The organism is Rhodocyclus gracilis (assembly GCF_009617575.1).
GTDB classification, from domain to species: Bacteria; Pseudomonadota; Gammaproteobacteria; order Burkholderiales; family Rhodocyclaceae; genus Rhodocyclus; species Rhodocyclus gracilis.
The window spans coordinates 45,177-61,074 of record NZ_WIXJ01000008.1; the positions used below are offsets into that span (position 1 = coordinate 45,177).

The window sequence follows — 15,898 nt, forward strand, 5'->3', positions numbered from 1 at the left end:
CGCTGAACCCCTCCTTTCACGGCGATTCCCTCTTCCCTAGCCGCCAATGAAATGCAAGAATTGCGGCGGAGCTACTCCATCACCAACCTCAGGAGATACCATGAACAAGTCAGAACTCATCGACGCGATTGCTGTCCGCACCGATCTTTCCAAAGCGGCTGCCGGCAAAGCGCTTGATGCCGTTGTAGACACGATCGTCGAAGCCGTTGCCGCTGGCGACAGCGTCAGCCTCGTTGGTTTCGGCGCTTTCAAAGCGACCGCCCGTGCCGCCCGCGACGGCAAGAACCCGAAGACTGGCGAAAAGATCAAGATCGCGGCTACCACCGTGCCGAAGTTCGCCGCTGGCGCCACGTTCAAGGCGACGGTCGCTGCTGGTAAAAAGAAGTAATCACCCCGCGCGCTACCGAGCGCCAGTCGGGAATCACCCGACGACTCGCGAGGTCAGGATGGGAAGAGGGCTTGCCACTGCGGCAAGCCCTTTTTTTATGTCGCACCGCTCGCATCTATAACGTCGCGCGTCATCTGCGGCGATATTCCCCTCGCGTGCTGCAGCCAAACTAGTAATACCTTAAAACAGGTAGTTTCAACCGATCCAAAAGACAGGTATTACGTGCGTTCCGGTAGGGAATAATCCTGCGTAACATTAATTTAATACTTGCATAACATTAGCATAATTTAATCGGCATTCCTGCCGCAGGTTTTGCTGTATTCTGCTTACGCTGAACAATACGGCGCGATGACTATCCCCGTTGACGGGCAGGCAATTAAACAACGGGGGCATGGGCATCGTTCCTCTACCGTAACGCCCGCCCCCACACGCTCCCCGCCCGATATCGACCCGCCATGCACCCCTATCTCCGACCGGTATGCTGCAGGAGTACCGGTTGTCTTTCCCCGATTATCGCCCGTGCGGCGAATACTCCCGGCCGTGACCGATGAATCTCACCGAGTCATTGAAGGCAGACGATCCGGCCCGCTACTTTGGCATTCTGCGAGGAGCGGTCAGCGTTCGTCGCCATTTCGATCTGCTGACCTGGCTGCAGGGCGACATCCAGCGCTATGTGCCGCACGACATCATGGCGGCCGCCTGGGGTGACTTCGAACGAGGATCGCTACGCTACGACATCGCCTCGCCGCTGCCGGGCGTGCGGACGGGGGAAATCACGGACGGCGCGATCGCGCCCCTGTTGCACCAGCTCTTCCGGCGCTGGGTCGAATTCGGCCGACAGCCCTACACGCTCGATACCGGCGATGCCGGATTTGCGCTCGATGCGGACAATGCCGCCGACGCACTCGGCGGCCCGGTCGGTGGCGCCTTGCGCCGCATGCGTTCGTCGCTCGTGCACGGCATCTGCGACGAGCGTGGGCGCCACGATTGCCTGTACGTGCTCTTCAGTTCGGCGACCGTGCACGGCGACAAGCACCGCAGCAATATCGAAATCATCCTGCCCTATCTCGACACGGCGCTGCGCCAGGTCGCACATCTGCCCACGCAGCAGCGCCGACGCGCCAGCGACTTCGTTCTGGGATCCCCCGCAGCGAGCGCGCGCAGCGACGAAGGCGATGCCAGTCCTCCCCTGAGCCCCCGTGAAAAGGAAATCATGGAATGGGTACGTCTTGGCAAAACGAATCAGGAAGTCGGGATGATTCTTGAAATCAGCGAATTCACCGTCAAGAATCATCTGCAGCGGATATTCAAGAAATTCGGCGTCTATAACCGCACGCACGCCGTCACGCGCTTCGAAAAGCAATACCCGCGGCAATACCAGCGCAATGATCGCCCCTGAGCCAGCAACCATCACGGGTATCGCGCACGCGGGCGTCGCAACGCCGTTGGGCCGCGATCATCTGCTGACGGCAATCGAGGTCGTGCTAGAGCCGGCATTACTCGTCGTCTCGCTCTGGGCGCTCGCACTGGCGGACGCTGGCGACATCGCGCCGGCGTATCTCATCCTCGCCGTCATTACCTTTTCGCTTTCCTTCCCCGGCCATTCGCGACTGGGCGTTCCATTCTGGAAAGCACTCGGCGACATTCTCCTTGGCTGGCTGTGGATTTGTGCCCTGTTACTGTTTCTCGGCGTCGCCACCCGTTATCTGCAGGAGTTTTCCACCTCGGTGCTGGCCAGCTGGTTCGTCGTCGCGCCCAGCGTTCTGATCGCCGCACACCTCGCCCTGCGCGCAGCCGCCCCTTCGCTGGCCCGCCTGCAAGGCCGGCCGCAAGCAGCGATCATCGTCGGCATGAACGATCCGGGCGTCGCCCTCGCCCAACGCGTCTGCGACACGCCGCTGGCGCGCATCCACCTCGAAGGATTTTTCGACGATCGCGCGCCGCCACGGCTGGAGCGTAACGGCCACGGGCCGCTGCTCGGCCCGCTCAGCGCGCTGTCGGCCTACGTCAAGCAGCAGCATATCCGCCTCATTTACCTGTCACTGCCCATGGCCTCGCAGCCGCGCATCCTGCAGGTGCTCGACGAGCTCAAGGACACGACGGCGTCGATCTATTTCGTCCCCGACATGTTCGTCACCGATCTCATTCAGGGGCGGCCGGGCGCCGTCTGCGGCATCCCTGTCATCGCCGTCTGCGAAACGCCGTTCACCGGCAGCAACGGGCTGATCAAACGCGGCAGCGACATCCTCCTCTCGCTGCTCATCCTGGCGCTCATTGCGCCGCTGATGCTGGCGGTGTCGATCGCCGTCAAACTCAGTTCGCCCGGCCCGGTCATCTTCCGGCAGCGCCGCTACGGCCTCGATGGCGAAGAGATCGTCGTCTATAAATTCCGCTCGATGACGGTCTGCGAAGACGGGCCGACGATCGTCCAGGCGAGCGCCCGTGATGTGCGTGTAACACCCCTCGGGCATTTTCTGCGCAAGAGCTCGCTCGACGAATTGCCGCAGTTCATTAACGTCCTGCAAGGGCGCATGAGCATCGTTGGCCCGCGCCCGCATGCGGTGGCACACAACGAGCTGTATCGCCGCCTGATCAAGGGCTACATGGTGCGCCACAAGGTCAAGCCGGGCATCACTGGCTGGGCGCAGGTCAACGGCTATCGCGGCGAAACCGACACGCTCGACAAGATGCAGGCACGTATCGACCACGACCTCGACTACCTGCGCAACTGGTCGCTCGGACTCGACATCCACATCATTTTCAAAACCATCCGTGTTGTACTTCAGGGGAACGCGGCTCACTGAGTCCTTCCCGATTTTGCAGGAGAGATGATTGAACCCGCGCACGTCCCCCGTCACGCGATTGCCGCTCGGCGTCGCCCTCGTTCTGGCGGCCCCGCTGCTCGCCACCGGCCAGGCCCGCGCCGATGAATTCGATACCGTCAATGTCACGCTGGGCGCCAGCAGCGTGCGCGACGACAACCTCTTCCGCCTGCCTTCCAGCGCGAAGTCCGACACCATCAGCTCAACCACGCTCGGCCTGAAGTTCGCCAAGAATTACTCCCTGCAGCGGCTCGAACTCGAAGGCAGCGTCTCCGACTATCGCTACCAGACCTTCAGCTATCTGAACTTCACCGCCACCAACTACACGGCGGCGTGGCGCTGGTCGGCAACACCGCGCCTGCACGGCAACCTCACCACCTCGCGCAGCGAAGCACTCAACAGCTTCGCCGACTATCGCAACTACGACACGCGCAACATCCGTACCGACGAGACCAGCCGCTTCGACGGCATCTTCGACATTGGCCCCTGGCAGCTGCTCGGTGCCGTTGGCACCATCAAGCGCAGCAACAGCCAGACCTTCCTGCAAGAAGGCGACAACACGCTCGATACCGTCGAAGGCGGCGTCGGCTACAGCTTCCCCTCCGGCGCCCTGATCAGCGCCGTCAGCCGGCACGGACGCGGCGAGTATTTCAAGCAGTCGCAACCGAACCCGGCCACGCAGATCGACAACCACTTCGATCAGGACGAACAGGAATTACGCCTCACCTGGCCGATCACCGGCAAAACGCAGCTCGATGGACGCCTCGCGCACGTCTCCCGGCAGCACGCGCACTTTGCCGACCGCGACTACGCCGGCACCATCGGCAACCTCGACCTGCGCTGGATGATCAGCGCCAAGACCTCGCTGGTCACCAGCCTCGCGCACGAACTGGCGAGCTACCAGACGACCGACAGCAGCTATTCGCGCACCGACCGCGTCGTCGTCTCGCCGCTCTGGCAGATCAGCGAAAAGACGCGCCTGCGCCTGCGCTACGACTACGCCCGCCGCGACTACCTCGGGCCGCTCGCCGGCGTCACCGCCAGCAACCGGCAAGACACCTTGCGCGTCTCTTCCCTTGCGCTGGAGTGGCAACCGCTGCGCACGCTCTTCCTCTCGGCCTCGCTGGCCGGCGACCGGCGCGAATCCAGTACCACCGGTTTCAGCTACGACAGCAAATCGGTTCTCGTCAGCGCGCAGATCAGCTTCTGACGCCGCGCAAGGCGGGGCGGGGCGAACCGCCCCGCCTTCCCGGTAGCCCGTTGCCGAGGCACGGTGCTACGCCCGTACGGCACGCGGAGTATCCGATGTTGTGTAGGCAAGGCGGTCTATTGTGGCGCCCCCCGGAAAACTCCAATGATGGTGACGAGCTGCGGGCTTCATGGGGCTATCTGTCCCCTGCCGTCGGCTCTCACCCATTGATTTCCCGAGGAGATTCCCTATGAACCTGCATATGAAATACGCCCTTCTGGGCCTGTCCATGATCGGCGCCGTCGGTGCCGCCCAAGCGACGACGCTGGTGCCGCTGGTGCCGACGACGTCGGTCGACATTGTCGGCGATTACTTCGGCGGCACCCTGCTCGATAGCATCGTCACGCCGATCAACAACCCCGTCTATAACGGCATCGCCCGCGCGGCGGTCTACCAGACGGCGAGCGGACTGGATTTCTACTACCAGTACAGCAACAGCGCGACCTCGATCAACGGCGTCGAACGCTTTGCCGCCTTTGATTTTTCGGCGCTGGGCAGTTCTGCCATCAGCGTTTATCAGACCGGCGCCGCTTTCGGCATCTTCACCAAGGGAACGGAAACCGCCGACTACGCCGACCGGACCCTGCTCGGTGTCGTCGGCTTCAGCTTCGTGCCGAATACCGCATCGAAGATCAACCCTGGAACGACGAGCTTCACGCAAATCATCCGGACCAGCGCTACCAGCTACAAACCCGGCAACTTCGGCCTGATCGACGGCTTTGGCGACAACGCCCACGCCTTCGCTCCGGTACCGGAACCGGAAACCTATGCCCTGCTTCTCGCCGGGCTGGGCGTCATGGGAGCCATCGCCCGTCGCCGCAAGGCACGCCGCGAGTAATCCCGCTTCACGCAACGCGCATCCCCGCCAGCAGTCCGGCGGGGATGTGTCGTTCACGCGCCACCGCCACGTCACGTATTTTCAATGCAGGACGCTTATCATGCGGACGTGAAACGCTCCCTTGCACACGGGCGCGCGGCAGCTTCAGATCACGGCTCCGGCCTTTTCAGCCCATCCTGCCGCTCCGACCTCGCCCCTCACTCGACGCTGCCGCCCCTTGCGGCGCAGTCCTCGCACGCTGACCCTCACGATGGTTACGACAGCGCGCGCTGGGAGCGCCGCATCAACGCTGCCGTACGGCCCATACGCCACGCGCTGCAAGCGTTCATTGTCGGCCTCCTCTTCTCCGGCAGCGTCGGCGCGACACCGCTCGTCAGCCTGCCGCGCAGCGGCCTCAACGCCGACGAACTGGCGCTCCTCGTCAACGACGCCGATCCCCAATCGCGGCAGGTCGCCGACTATTACCAGAAGGCGCGCGGCATCCCCGACGCACACGTGATTCACCTGCGCTTTAACGCCGAACGATCAGCCTTCGAAAAAGACGAATTCATCGCCCTCAAGCGGGAAATCGACGCCGCCACGCCAGAGAGCGTGCAAGCCTACGCCGTGACATGGACGACGCCCTATCGCGTCGCCTGCATGTCACTCACCTCGGCGCTCGCCTTCGGCTTTCACGAACGCTATTGCTCGACGCAGTGCAGTAGCAGCGCCGCCAGCCCGTATTTCAATTCCGCCAGCCTCAGCCCGGCACAGGATTACCGCCTGCGGCCGGCGATGATGCTGGCGGGGCGCAGTGTCGCCGAGGTCAAGGCGCTGATCGACCGGGGCGTCGCCGCCGACGGCACGCAGCCGCGCGGTCGCGCCTATCTGTTGAGCACCAGCGACGCCGCGCGCAACAGCCGCGCCGCCGGCTATACGCGCGCACGAACCGCGCTGGCCGGCATTCTGCCCGTCGAGATCAGGCAAAGCGATGTGCTCGCCGATGCGCACGATGTGCTGTTTTACTTCACCGGGCTGGCGCGGGTGACGCAGCTCGACAGCTTGCATTTCCTGCCCGGCGCGCTGGCTGACCACCTCACCTCCTTCGGCGGGCAACTGACCGATTCCGGGCAGATGAGCAGCCTGCGCTGGCTGGAAGCCGGCGCCACGGCGAGCTACGGCACGGTAGTCGAACCGTGCAACCACCCACAGAAATTCCCCCTGCCGGCCGTCGCCATGCTGATCTACGCCAGCGGCGCGACGGCGCTCGAAGCCTACTGGAAGAGCGTGCAATGGCCGGGCGAAGGGCTCTTCATCGGCGAACCGCTGGCCCGCCCGTTCGCGCCGACCTTGCACGAACTCGCCCCCGGCGAGTTCGAACTGCGGCTTTTTTCGCTCGGTGCCGGACAAGTGCGGCTGCTCGCCTCGGCCTCGCCGATGGGGCCTTTCGTCCCCGTGCGCGCGGGCCTGTCGATCCGTCCGGGCAACAACGTGCTGCGCTTCTCCCTGCCCATCGAGCGCAACGGCTATGTGCGACTGCTTTGGCCGTGAGCGCCGCGCCCCCGCGTACGGCGGCGGCGCTCATAATGGAGCCTCCCGACTGACCGTGAGCACAGGCCCGACGTGACGACGCCCTCCTTGCCATCCTCCAGCGTAGCACCTCGTAGCTCCGGGCAGATTCCTTCCCTGCACGATCTCTTGCGGGCACGGCAGCCGCGCGTGCGCGTCACGCCCGCCCTGATCGCCGTCAACGTGCTGGTATTTCTCGCCATGCTCGGCAGCGGCGCCGGCCTCTGGCACTCGCCGAATGGCGTGCAGCTGAGCTGGGGCGCCAATTTCGGCCCGGCAACGCAGGACGGCGAGTGGTGGCGGCTGGCGAGCGCCATGTTCCTGCATTTCGGGCTGCTGCATCTGCTGCTCAACATGTGGGCCCTGTGGGACGGCGGCCAGTTGGTCGAACGCATGTTCGGGCCGCTGCGCTTTGCGGCGATCTATCTCCTGAGCGGCGTCGGCGGCAATCTCGTCTCGCTCGTCAGCCACCACGGCCAGGTCGTCTCGGGCGGTGCTTCAGGAGCGATTTTCGGCATCTACGGCGCCCTGCTGGTCTGCCTCTGGCGCGAGCGCGCCTCTTTGCATCCGCAGGAATTCCGCTGGCTGTTCTGGGGTGCGGCGGGCTTTGCCAGCATCACCATCGTCCTGGGCCTGATCGTCACCGGCATCGACAACGCGGCGCACGTGGGGGGGTTCATCGCCGGCGCGCTCGCAGGTCTTGTGCTGGCGCAGGCGCTGCGTGCCGATGAAGTGCAGGCAACAGCACCGCGCTACGCGGCGGCGGCGCTGGGCGTCTTTGGGGTCGCGCTGTTGCTGAGCCAGATTCCGCCGCCCGCCTATCGCTGGAGCGAGGAAGCGCAGGCGCGCAAGGAGATCAGCGAATTCATCAAGGACGACGCCGCCATCGCCGCCGACTGGCAGCGCATCTTCGCCGACAGCCGCCGCCCCGATGCCTCCTTCGATGAGGTTGCCGGCCGCATCGATGCCAGCATCGCGCAACGCTACGAAGAGAATTTTGAGCAGCTGTCACGGCTATCGAGCAACCCCGCCCTGCCCTCGGCGGCGACGCTGGCGACCCTGCGCCGCTACGCCCAACTGCGCCGAGACGCCTCGCGTTCGCTGGCCGACGGCCTGCGCAGCAAAGATCCGCGCAAGATTGACGCCGCCTGGGCGCTCGAACAGCAGGCGCGTGCGTTGCAGGCGAGCCCACCGGCGATGCCGGGCCAGAGTCGTGGCCCAACATCGGGATTGAGCGGACGGGAGTAACTAAGGGGCGACGGGCCGCGACTCGGGCCGATGCGCACGGTAATGCGCGAAGACAGCGGGAACGTAGCCTTGCGTTTCAGGATAGGGCGGAATCTGGTTGGCGTAGCGTCGCACCGCGCCCTCGCCCGCGTTGTAGGCCGCCAGCGCCAGATCGAGGCGCTGCCCGAAACGGTCGAGCAGGTCGCGCAAATAGCGGCTGCCGGCACGCAAATTGTCAGCCGCACCGGTCGCGCCCGATACCGCAGCGACATCCCGCACGCCGTAGGCTCGCGCCGTCTCCGGCAGGAGTTGCATCAAGCCGACGGCACCTTTCGCCGATACCGCATCCGCCCGATACGCCGACTCGACAGCGACCAGCGCATGCACCAACTCCGGATCGACCCCCGCCTGGTGCGCCGCCTCGGCGATTTCGCGCGCGTACGGACGGGCGTCGGCCGGCCCCGCGAGACGATATCGGGCGTCATAGCGGTACGGCGCCTCGGCATAGGCGGCGAGGGAACGCGCGCCATGGGGCGTAGCGTCCGTCCGGGACGCATCGGGCATCTGACGCCCTTCGCCGGCGACGGCAAGGGGAACCCCGCGCGCAGCATTCAGACGATACGGAGACAGATCCGGTACCGCGAATGCACCGACTCCCGCCGCACCGCGCAGGACGGGAGTCGGCGGATGAGTCGGCGACGCGGTTCTCGCCAACGTGGCCGTCGGGGCCACGCGTCCCTCTTCGGCGCCCGCAAACACAGGCGCCAGCGCGAAGGCGACGCACAGCCCCCAAGGAATACCGCGGAATACGGGCAAAAGCATGAGCAAAGACCCGGCAAGCCAGACGGGCAGGTGGCGAGAGGAACGGAGGGAACGAAGGAAAGACAGGACGCCAGAACGGAGCGGCGAAAAAGCGCCAAGCGCCAGATTCTCGCGTGCGCCCCCGCCCCCGACAATGATCCGATCGGGCGCCCGGCGGCGCCCCGACGTCAGACGCCTAGAGCGGCAACTCGCGCTGCACGCCGGGCTCCGTCTCGTTGCCGTCCGCCGCTTCGAGCGCGCTGACGCGCACGCCGAGCAGGCGCAGCCTCTGCGTCAGCGGCACGCGCTTCAGGCATTGCCCGGCGGCGCGGCGGATCGTCGCCGCATCACTGACGGCGTGCGGCAGCGTCAGGTCGCGGGTGACGACATGAAAGTCGGCGTAACGCAGCTTGATACCCACCGTCCGGCCGACCACGCCCTTGCGCGCGAGGTCGTCGGCGACGCGCACGCAGAGCGCCGTGAAGATTTCGGTCAAGGCCGCGCGATCCTGCCGGGCATGCAGATCGTGCTCGAAGGTGGTTTCGCGACTGATCGATTTCGGCTGCGATTGCGTGATGACCGGCCGCGTATCGCGCCCGTGCGCGACCTCATGCAGCCAGACGCCCGTTGTCGCGCCAAAACGCTTCTGCAGCAGGGCCGGCGAGGCGGCAGCCAGCTGGCCGATGCGCTCGATGCCGAGCCGCGCCAGAACCGCCGCCGTCTTCGGACCGATGCCGTTGATCTTGCCGACGGGCAAGGGCCACACCCGCGTCGGCACATCCGTCAGCGCGAGGAGCGTCAGCCCGTCGGGCTTGTCGAGGTCGGAGGCGAGCTTCGACAACAGCTTGTTGGGCGTGATGCCAATCGAACAGCGCAGACCGGTGGCGGCGAACACCGCCTGTTTGAGGCGCTGCCCGAGTGTCTGGCTGTCTTCTTCGAGGTCGGAGAGATCGATGTAGATCTCGTCGATGCCGCGATCCTCGATCTGCGGCGCCAGCGCCGCGACGGCGTCCTTGAAGCGCCGCGAATACTGGCGATACGCATCGAAATTCGCCGGCAGGAGAATCGCCTCCGGCGCCAGCGCGGCGGATTTCATGAGGCCCATACCGGAAAAAACGCCGTACGCGCGCGCCTCGTAGGTCGAGGTCGTGACGACGCCGCGTCCGGCGTAATCGCGCAACCGCGCGAAGCGCCGGCTGCCATCGGCCTGCACCTGCGGCGCCGGCACGTTGCGACCACCGACGACGACGGGCTGCCCACGCAACTCCGGGTACTGCAACAACTCGACGGACGCAAAAAACGCGTCCATGTCGAGGTGGGCGATACGCCGGGGCCGCCGGGGCAAGCTGCCCCCGACGTGATCCGTGTCGGTCGCCTTACCCCCCGCCGCGAGCACGTCGGCAGACGTCATCCGTCGTGCTCCGCCGCTCCGCCCGCTCAGTTTGCGGCGCGTTGCTCCAGCGCGGCAACGGCCGGCAGCGTCTTGCCCTCGAGGAATTCGAGGAAGGCGCCGCCGCCGGTGGAGATATAGCCGATCTTGTCGGCGATGCCGTACTTGGCGATGGCAGCCAGCGTGTCGCCGCCGCCGGCGATCGAAAAGCCCTGCGAATCGGCGATGGCGTGCGCCAGCGTCTTCGTGCCTTCGCCGAACTGGTCGAACTCGAAAACGCCAACCGGGCCGTTCCAGACGATGGTGCCGGCGCTCTTCAGCTGCGCGGCGAGCATGGCGGCGGTCTTCGGACCGATGTCGAGGATCAGGTCGTCGTCGGCAACGTCGGCAACATCCTTCACCGTCGCCACGGCGCTGGCTGAGAACTCCTTGGCGGTGACGACGTCGACCGGCACCGGGATGCTCGCGCCACGCGCTGCCATCTTTGCCTGCAGGCGGCGGGCGTCCTCGACGAGGTCGGGTTCGGCCAGCGACTTGCCGATCTTGTGACCGGCGACGAGCAGGAAGGTGTTGGCGATGCCGCCACCGACGATCAGCTGGTCGACCTTGTCGGCGAGGCTGTCGAGGATGGTCAGCTTGGTCGACACCTTCGAGCCGGCGACGATCGCCACCAGCGGCCGGGCCGGGGCGTGCAGCGCCTTGCCCAGGGCTTCGAGTTCGGCCGCGAGCAGCGGGCCGGCGCAGGCCACCGGCGCGACGAGCGCCAGCGCCTGCGTCGTCGCCTCGGCGCGGTGCGCGGTGCCGAAGGCGTCGTTGCAATAGACGTCGCAGAGGAGCGCCATTTTCCTCGCCAGCTCTTCGTTGTTCTTCTTCTCGCCCTTGTTGCCTCGGCAGTTTTCGAGGACGACGACTTCGCCCGGGGCAACGGTAAATCCGCCATCGACCCAGTCGGCGATCAGACGGACGGGCTGGCCGAGCAATTCGGCGATGCGCGCAGCGACTGGGGCCAGCGAGTCGGCGGCGGTGAGCGCGCCTTCCGTCGGCCGGCCGAGGTGCGAGGTCACCATGACGGCAGCACCTCGGCCGAGGGCAAGGCGAATGCCAGCGAGCGAGGCACGGATGCGCGTGTCGTCGGTGATGGCGCCGCTGTCGTCCTGCGGCACGTTGAGGTCGGCACGGATGAAGACGCGCTTGCCGGCGAGGTCGAGATCGGAGAGGCGTTTGAAGTTCATGGCGGTGGTAGGTCCGTTAAGGAGAAGACAGAGGGGCGAGTCCGCAAAACGAAAAAAGGGGCGCCGCTGGCGCCCCTCTTTCGCGGGAGAGTTACGCCGCGATGACGCGGGCCATCTCCAGCACCTTGTTCGAGTAACCCCATTCGTTGTCGTACCAGGCGACGACCTTGACGAAGGTGGTGTCGAGCGCGATGCCAGCATCGGCATCGAACACCGAGGTGCACGACTCGCCACGGAAATCGGTAGCGACGACCTTGTCTTCGGTGTAACGCAGGATACCCTTCAGCGGGCCTTCGGCGGCCGCCTTCATCGCCGCGCGGATATCGTCGTAGCTGGCTTCCTTGACGAGTTCGACGGTCAGGTCGACGACCGAAACGTCGGAAGTCGGCACGCGGAAGGACATACCGGTGAGCTTCTTGTTCAGTTCCGGAATGACCTTGCCGACAGCCTTGGCGGCGCCGGTCGAGGACGGAATGATGTTTTCGAGGATACCGCGACCACCGCGCCAGTCCTTGTTCGACGGGCCGTCGACGGTCTTCTGCGTGGCGGTGGCGGCGTGCACCGTCGTCATCAGGCCGCGCTTGATGCCCCAGTTGTCGTTCAGCACCTTGGCCACCGGCGCCAGGCAGTTGGTCGTGCAGCTGGCGTTGGAGATGATTGCCTGACCGGCGTAGGTCTTGTGGTTCACTCCATAGACGAACATCGGCGTGTCGTCCTTCGACGGGGCGCTCATGATCACCTTCTTGGCGCCGGCCTTGAGGTGCTTCTCGGCGGCTTCCTTGGTCAGGAAGAGGCCGGTCGATTCGATGACGATGTCGGCGCCGATCTCGTCCCACTTCAGTTCAGCCGGGTCCTTGACCGCGGTCAGGCGGATCTTCTTGCCGTTGACGATCAGCGTATTGCCTTCGACCGAAACATCGCCGTCGAAGCGGCCATGCACCGAGTCGTACTTCAGCATGTAAGCGAGGTAATCCGGTTCCAGCAGATCGTTGATCCCGACGACTTCGATGTCAGCGAAGTTTTTGGCCGCCGCGCGAAACACCATGCGTCCGATGCGGCCAAAACCGTTGATGCCGACTTTAATGCTCATCTGTACTTTCTCCGAAGATAAAAACGACGTGAATTGAAAAACCGGGCGTGCCGGCGCGAACGTGCGGCCTCGCCTTACAGCAGCGACTTCACCCGTTCGGCCACAGCGGCTACCGTGAAACCGAAAAACTCGAACAAGCGGCCCGCCGGTGCAGACTCGCCAAAGCGGGTCATGCCGACGACGGCACCATCGAGACCGACGTACTTCCACCAGAAGTCGGCAATGCCCGCCTCGATCGCCAGACGCGGAATCCCGGCCGGCAGCACGGTGGCGCGCCAACCGGCATCCTGCCGGTCGAACACGCTGGTACAGGGCATCGACACCACGCGCACGCGCACGCCTTCGGCGGCGAGAGCGGCCTGCGCATCGAGCGCGAGCTTCACTTCCGAACCGGTGGCGATGAGCACGGCCTGCGGTGCCTCGCAGTCGGCGAGCACATAGCCGCCGCGAGCAATCGCTGCAGTATCGACCGCCGTGGTGACGGTGGGCAGGTTTTGCCGCGACAGCGCCAGAATCGACGGGCCGGTGGCGCGTTCAATGCCGGCGATCCAGGCAACCATGGTTTCAGTAGCGTCAGCCGGACGCCAGACGTCGACGTTCGGAATCAGGCGCATCGAGGCGACGTGCTCGACCGGCTGGTGCGTCGGGCCGTCTTCGCCCAGCCCGATCGAGTCGTGCGTGTAGACCATGATCTGGCGCTTCTTCATCAGCGCCGCCATGCGGATCGCGTTGCGCGCGTAGTCCGAGAAGACGAGGAAGGTCGCGGTGAAGGGGATCAGGCCGCCATGCAGCGCGAGGCCGTTGGCAATGGCGGTCATGCCGAATTCGCGCACGCCGTAATAGAGATAGTTGCCACCGGCGTCGTGCGTCACGCCCTTGGCTTGTTTCCACAGCGTCAGGTTGGAGCCGGCAAGGTCAGCCGAACCGCCGATCAGTTCGGGCAAGAGCGGCGCCAGTGCCGCGATGGCGTTTTGCGAGGCTTTGCGCGTGGCAATGTTGTCCGCCTTGGCGACGACGGCGGCGAGCGCCTGCGCGCTGTCGGCCGACCAATGCGCGGGCAGTTCCCCCGCCATGCGGCGCGTGAATTCGGCGGCCAGTTCGGGGAAGGCGGCCGAGTAGGCGGCAAAGCGCGTGTTCCAGTTGCTCTCGAAGACGGCGCCGCGCGGGCGGCCGTTCCAGTCGGCGTAGACGTCGTCGGGAATCTCGAACGGCGCATATGGCCAGCCGATGGCGTCACGGACGGCGGCGATTTCAGCATCGCCCAGCGGCGCGCCGTGCACATCGTGCGTGCCGGCCTTGTTCGGCGAGCCCATGCCAATCACCGTCTTGCAGCAGATGAGCGTCGGCTTGTTCTTTTCGGCGCGTGCTGCGAGCAGCGCACGCTCGATTGCCTCGGCATCGTGACCATTGACCGCCGGGATAACCTGCCAGCCGTAGGCGGCGAAACGTCCCGGCGTATCGTCGGTAAACCAGCCTTCGACATGGCCATCGATGGAGATGCCGTTGTCGTCGTAAAAAACGATCAGCTTGCCGAGGCCCAGCGTGCCGGCGAGCGAACAGGCTTCGTGGCTGACGCCTTCCATCAGGCAGCCGTCGCCGAGGAACACGTAGGTCGAGTGATCGACGATCTCGTGGCCGGGACGGTTGAACTCGGCGGCGAGCACCTTCTCGGCGATGGCCAGGCCGACCGCGTTGGCGATGCCCTGCCCGAGCGGGCCGGTGGTCGTCTCGATGCCCGGCGTGTGATCGACTTCCGGGTGGCCGGGGGTCTTCGAGCCGAACTGGCGGAAATTCTTCAGATCGTCGATGGAGACGTCGTAGCCCGTCAGATGCAGCAACGCATACAGCAGCATCGAGCCGTGGCCGTTCGACAGCACGAAACGGTCGCGGTCAGGCCAGTGCGGATTGGCTGGGTTGTGCCGCAGGTGGCGGCGCCAGAGAACCTCGGCGATCTCGGCCATACCGAGCGGCATGCCGGGGTGCCCCGAGTTGGCTTTCTGGACGGCGTCAATGGCAAGGGCGCGCAGAGCGCCGGTCAGGGGAGTGAAGGCGACGGTCACGATGTGGGCCAATCCGGAAAAAGAGGGAGGGGGCGCTACGGTGAAAGCAGCGAAAAATTATCTTTCACAAACGGGTTGCGATCAACCTTGAATGTGCACTGAATGCGCCGCCCGGTCGCCGCGCGACCGGTCCATCCGCGGCATTGACAGGCCGCCCGCGGGAGAGTCCGGGCGGCGCACGCTCAGTCAGCGCGGTGGTAGGCGACGATGGTTTCCACTTCATTTTTGGAGCCAAGCACGACCGGGATGCGCTGGTGCAGTCGCTGCGGCTGGATGTCGAGAATGCGCTGGTGGCCGTCGCTGGCGGCGCCGCCCGCCTGTTCGACGATGAAGGCCATCGGGTTGGCTTCGTAGAGCAGGCGCAGCTTGCCGCCCTGCTGGGTGATGCGGGCGTCGAGCGGGTACATGAAGACGCCACCGCGCGTCAGGATGCGATGCACGTCGGCGACCATCGAGGCCACCCAGCGCATGTTGAAATCCTTGCCGCGCGGGCCTTCCTTGCCGGCGAGCAGATCGTCGACGTAGCGCTGCATCGGCGCTTCCCAGTGCCGCTGGTTGGAGACGTTGATGGCGAATTCGCGGGTATCGGGCGGAATCGTCAGGTTCTCGCCGGTCAGGATAAAGGCGCCCTGCTCACGGTCGAGGGTAAACAGCGCGACACCGTTACCGAGCGTCAGCGCCAGCGTCGTCGTCGGGCCATAGAGGGCGTAGCCGGCGACCACCTGTTCGCTGCCGGCTTGCAGGAAATCGGCTTCATCGGGGTTGGTGGCGCCTTCCGGCCGGCGCAGGACCGAAAAGATCGTGCCCACCGAGATATTGACGTCGATGTTCGAGGAACCATCGAGCGGATCGAACAGCAACAGGTAGCCGCCCTTCGGGAAACGACTCGGAATCGGGTAGGGCTCTTCCATCTCCTCGGACGCCATGGCCGCCAGATGGCCGCCCCATTCGTTGGCTTCGAGCAGGATTTCGTTAGCCAGCACGTCGAGCTTTTTCTGTGCCTCGCCCTGCACGTTGTCGCTGCCGGCCTCACCCAGCACGCCGCCCAGTTCGCCTTTGCCGATGGCAATCGAGATGCGCTGACAGGCGCGCGCGACGACTTCGATCAACAGTCGCAGGTCGGCGTCTATCCGTCCCTTCTCGCGTTGTTCTTCGATCAGGTAACGGGATAGCGAAATGCGGCGCATGAGTTTCTCCGGGCGACGAGCGGGGCCAGCGACTGGCAATGGGGGGTAGAGCGCCTTCAGGCAGTG

At 65.2% G+C, this 15,898-nt stretch carries 13 protein-coding genes; 7 read left to right on the forward strand and 6 right to left on the reverse strand.

Annotated elements, in window-relative coordinates; translation table 11 throughout:
* Window positions 1-46: 46 nt before the first annotated feature.
* From GHK24_RS10975 to GHK24_RS11005, 7 genes are all read left to right on the forward strand, one after another.
* Window positions 47-388, forward strand: a complete 342-nt coding sequence (locus GHK24_RS10975; RefSeq protein ID WP_167682408.1) for an HU family DNA-binding protein — start codon at window positions 47-49, stop codon at window positions 386-388.
* 547 nt (window positions 389-935) lie between these two features.
* The gene (gene epsA / locus GHK24_RS10980; protein ID WP_153472928.1) at window positions 936-1,787 is read left to right on the forward strand and encodes an XrtB/PEP-CTERM-associated transcriptional regulator EpsA; all 852 of its coding nucleotides are present in this window, start codon (window positions 936-938) and stop codon (window positions 1,785-1,787) included.
* Window positions 1,774-3,192 carry an undecaprenyl-phosphate glucose phosphotransferase gene (locus GHK24_RS10985; protein ID WP_153472929.1) on the forward strand — a complete coding sequence of 473 codons (1,419 nt, stop codon included), beginning with the start codon at window positions 1,774-1,776 and terminating at the stop codon, window positions 3,190-3,192. The genes epsA and GHK24_RS10985 overlap by 14 nt, the downstream gene beginning before the upstream one ends.
* A 28-nt stretch (window positions 3,193-3,220) precedes the next feature.
* Window positions 3,221-4,420, forward strand: coding sequence for an XrtB/PEP-CTERM-associated polysaccharide biosynthesis outer membrane protein EpsL (gene epsL / locus GHK24_RS10990; RefSeq protein WP_153472930.1), 1,200 nt, complete (start codon window positions 3,221-3,223; stop codon window positions 4,418-4,420).
* A gap of 229 nt (window positions 4,421-4,649) precedes the next feature.
* On the forward strand, window positions 4,650-5,297 hold the full coding sequence (locus tag GHK24_RS13670) for a PEP-CTERM sorting domain-containing protein (RefSeq protein WP_209022676.1): 648 nt from the start codon (window positions 4,650-4,652) through the stop codon (window positions 5,295-5,297).
* Between the two features lie 108 nt (window positions 5,298-5,405).
* Complete coding sequence (locus tag GHK24_RS11000; RefSeq protein WP_340666173.1) at window positions 5,406-6,827, forward strand: TIGR03790 family protein; 1,422 nt, start codon at window positions 5,406-5,408, stop codon at window positions 6,825-6,827.
* A gap of 87 nt (window positions 6,828-6,914) precedes the next feature.
* Window positions 6,915-8,093: a rhomboid family intramembrane serine protease gene (locus tag GHK24_RS11005; RefSeq protein ID WP_153472932.1), complete on the forward strand. Its 1,179-nt coding sequence runs from the start codon at window positions 6,915-6,917 to the stop codon at window positions 8,091-8,093.
* Here the strand turns inward: GHK24_RS11005 and GHK24_RS11010 are convergent, their stop codons facing one another.
* The 6 genes from GHK24_RS11010 to GHK24_RS11035 form a co-directional block, all read right to left on the reverse strand.
* Window positions 8,094-8,636 carry a lytic transglycosylase domain-containing protein gene (locus GHK24_RS11010; RefSeq protein WP_153472933.1) on the reverse strand — a complete coding sequence of 181 codons (543 nt, stop codon included), beginning with the start codon at window positions 8,634-8,636 and terminating at the stop codon, window positions 8,094-8,096.
* 433 nt (window positions 8,637-9,069) lie between these two features.
* Entirely contained in the window at window positions 9,070-10,284 is a 1,215-nt protein-coding gene (gene dinB / locus GHK24_RS11015; protein ID WP_153472934.1) for a DNA polymerase IV, read from the reverse strand.
* Between the two features lie 26 nt (window positions 10,285-10,310).
* On the reverse strand, window positions 10,311-11,495 hold the full coding sequence (locus GHK24_RS11020; protein WP_153472935.1) for a phosphoglycerate kinase: 1,185 nt from the start codon (window positions 11,493-11,495) through the stop codon (window positions 10,311-10,313).
* Window positions 11,496-11,586: 91 nt separating this feature from the next.
* The gene (gene gap, locus GHK24_RS11025; RefSeq protein WP_153472936.1) at window positions 11,587-12,585 is read right to left on the reverse strand and encodes a type I glyceraldehyde-3-phosphate dehydrogenase; all 999 of its coding nucleotides are present in this window, start codon (window positions 12,583-12,585) and stop codon (window positions 11,587-11,589) included.
* A 74-nt stretch (window positions 12,586-12,659) separates the two neighbouring features.
* A complete protein-coding gene (gene tkt, locus GHK24_RS11030; protein WP_340666174.1) occupies window positions 12,660-14,645 on the reverse strand; it encodes a transketolase in 1,986 nt (661 codons plus the stop codon).
* Window positions 14,646-14,827: 182 nt separating this feature from the next.
* Window positions 14,828-15,832, reverse strand: a complete 1,005-nt coding sequence (locus GHK24_RS11035; protein WP_153472938.1) for a class 1 fructose-bisphosphatase — start codon at window positions 15,830-15,832, stop codon at window positions 14,828-14,830.
* Between the last annotated feature and the right edge of the window lie 66 nt (window positions 15,833-15,898).

What these genes read in the sequence shown, in the direction of transcription:
- GHK24_RS10975 (WP_167682408.1), top strand. Translation starts at nt 47, where the DNA reads ATGAAATGCAAGAATTGCGGCGGAGCTACTCCATCACCAACCTCAGGA.
- epsA (WP_153472928.1), top strand. Translation starts at nt 936, where the DNA reads ATGAATCTCACCGAGTCATTGAAGGCAGACGATCCGGCCCGCTACTTT.
- GHK24_RS10985 (WP_153472929.1), top strand. Translation starts at nt 1,774, where the DNA reads ATGATCGCCCCTGAGCCAGCAACCATCACGGGTATCGCGCACGCGGGC.
- GHK24_RS13670 (WP_209022676.1), top strand. Translation starts at nt 4,650, where the DNA reads ATGAACCTGCATATGAAATACGCCCTTCTGGGCCTGTCCATGATCGGC.
- GHK24_RS11010 (WP_153472933.1), bottom strand. Translation starts at nt 8,636, where the DNA reads ATGCCCGATGCGTCCCGGACGGACGCTACGCCCCATGGCGCGCGTTCC.
- dinB (WP_153472934.1), bottom strand. Translation starts at nt 10,284, where the DNA reads ATGACGTCTGCCGACGTGCTCGCGGCGGGGGGTAAGGCGACCGACACG.
- GHK24_RS11020 (WP_153472935.1), bottom strand. Translation starts at nt 11,495, where the DNA reads ATGAACTTCAAACGCCTCTCCGATCTCGACCTCGCCGGCAAGCGCGTC.
- gap (WP_153472936.1), bottom strand. Translation starts at nt 12,585, where the DNA reads ATGAGCATTAAAGTCGGCATCAACGGTTTTGGCCGCATCGGACGCATG.
- GHK24_RS11035 (WP_153472938.1), bottom strand. Translation starts at nt 15,832, where the DNA reads ATGCGCCGCATTTCGCTATCCCGTTACCTGATCGAAGAACAACGCGAG.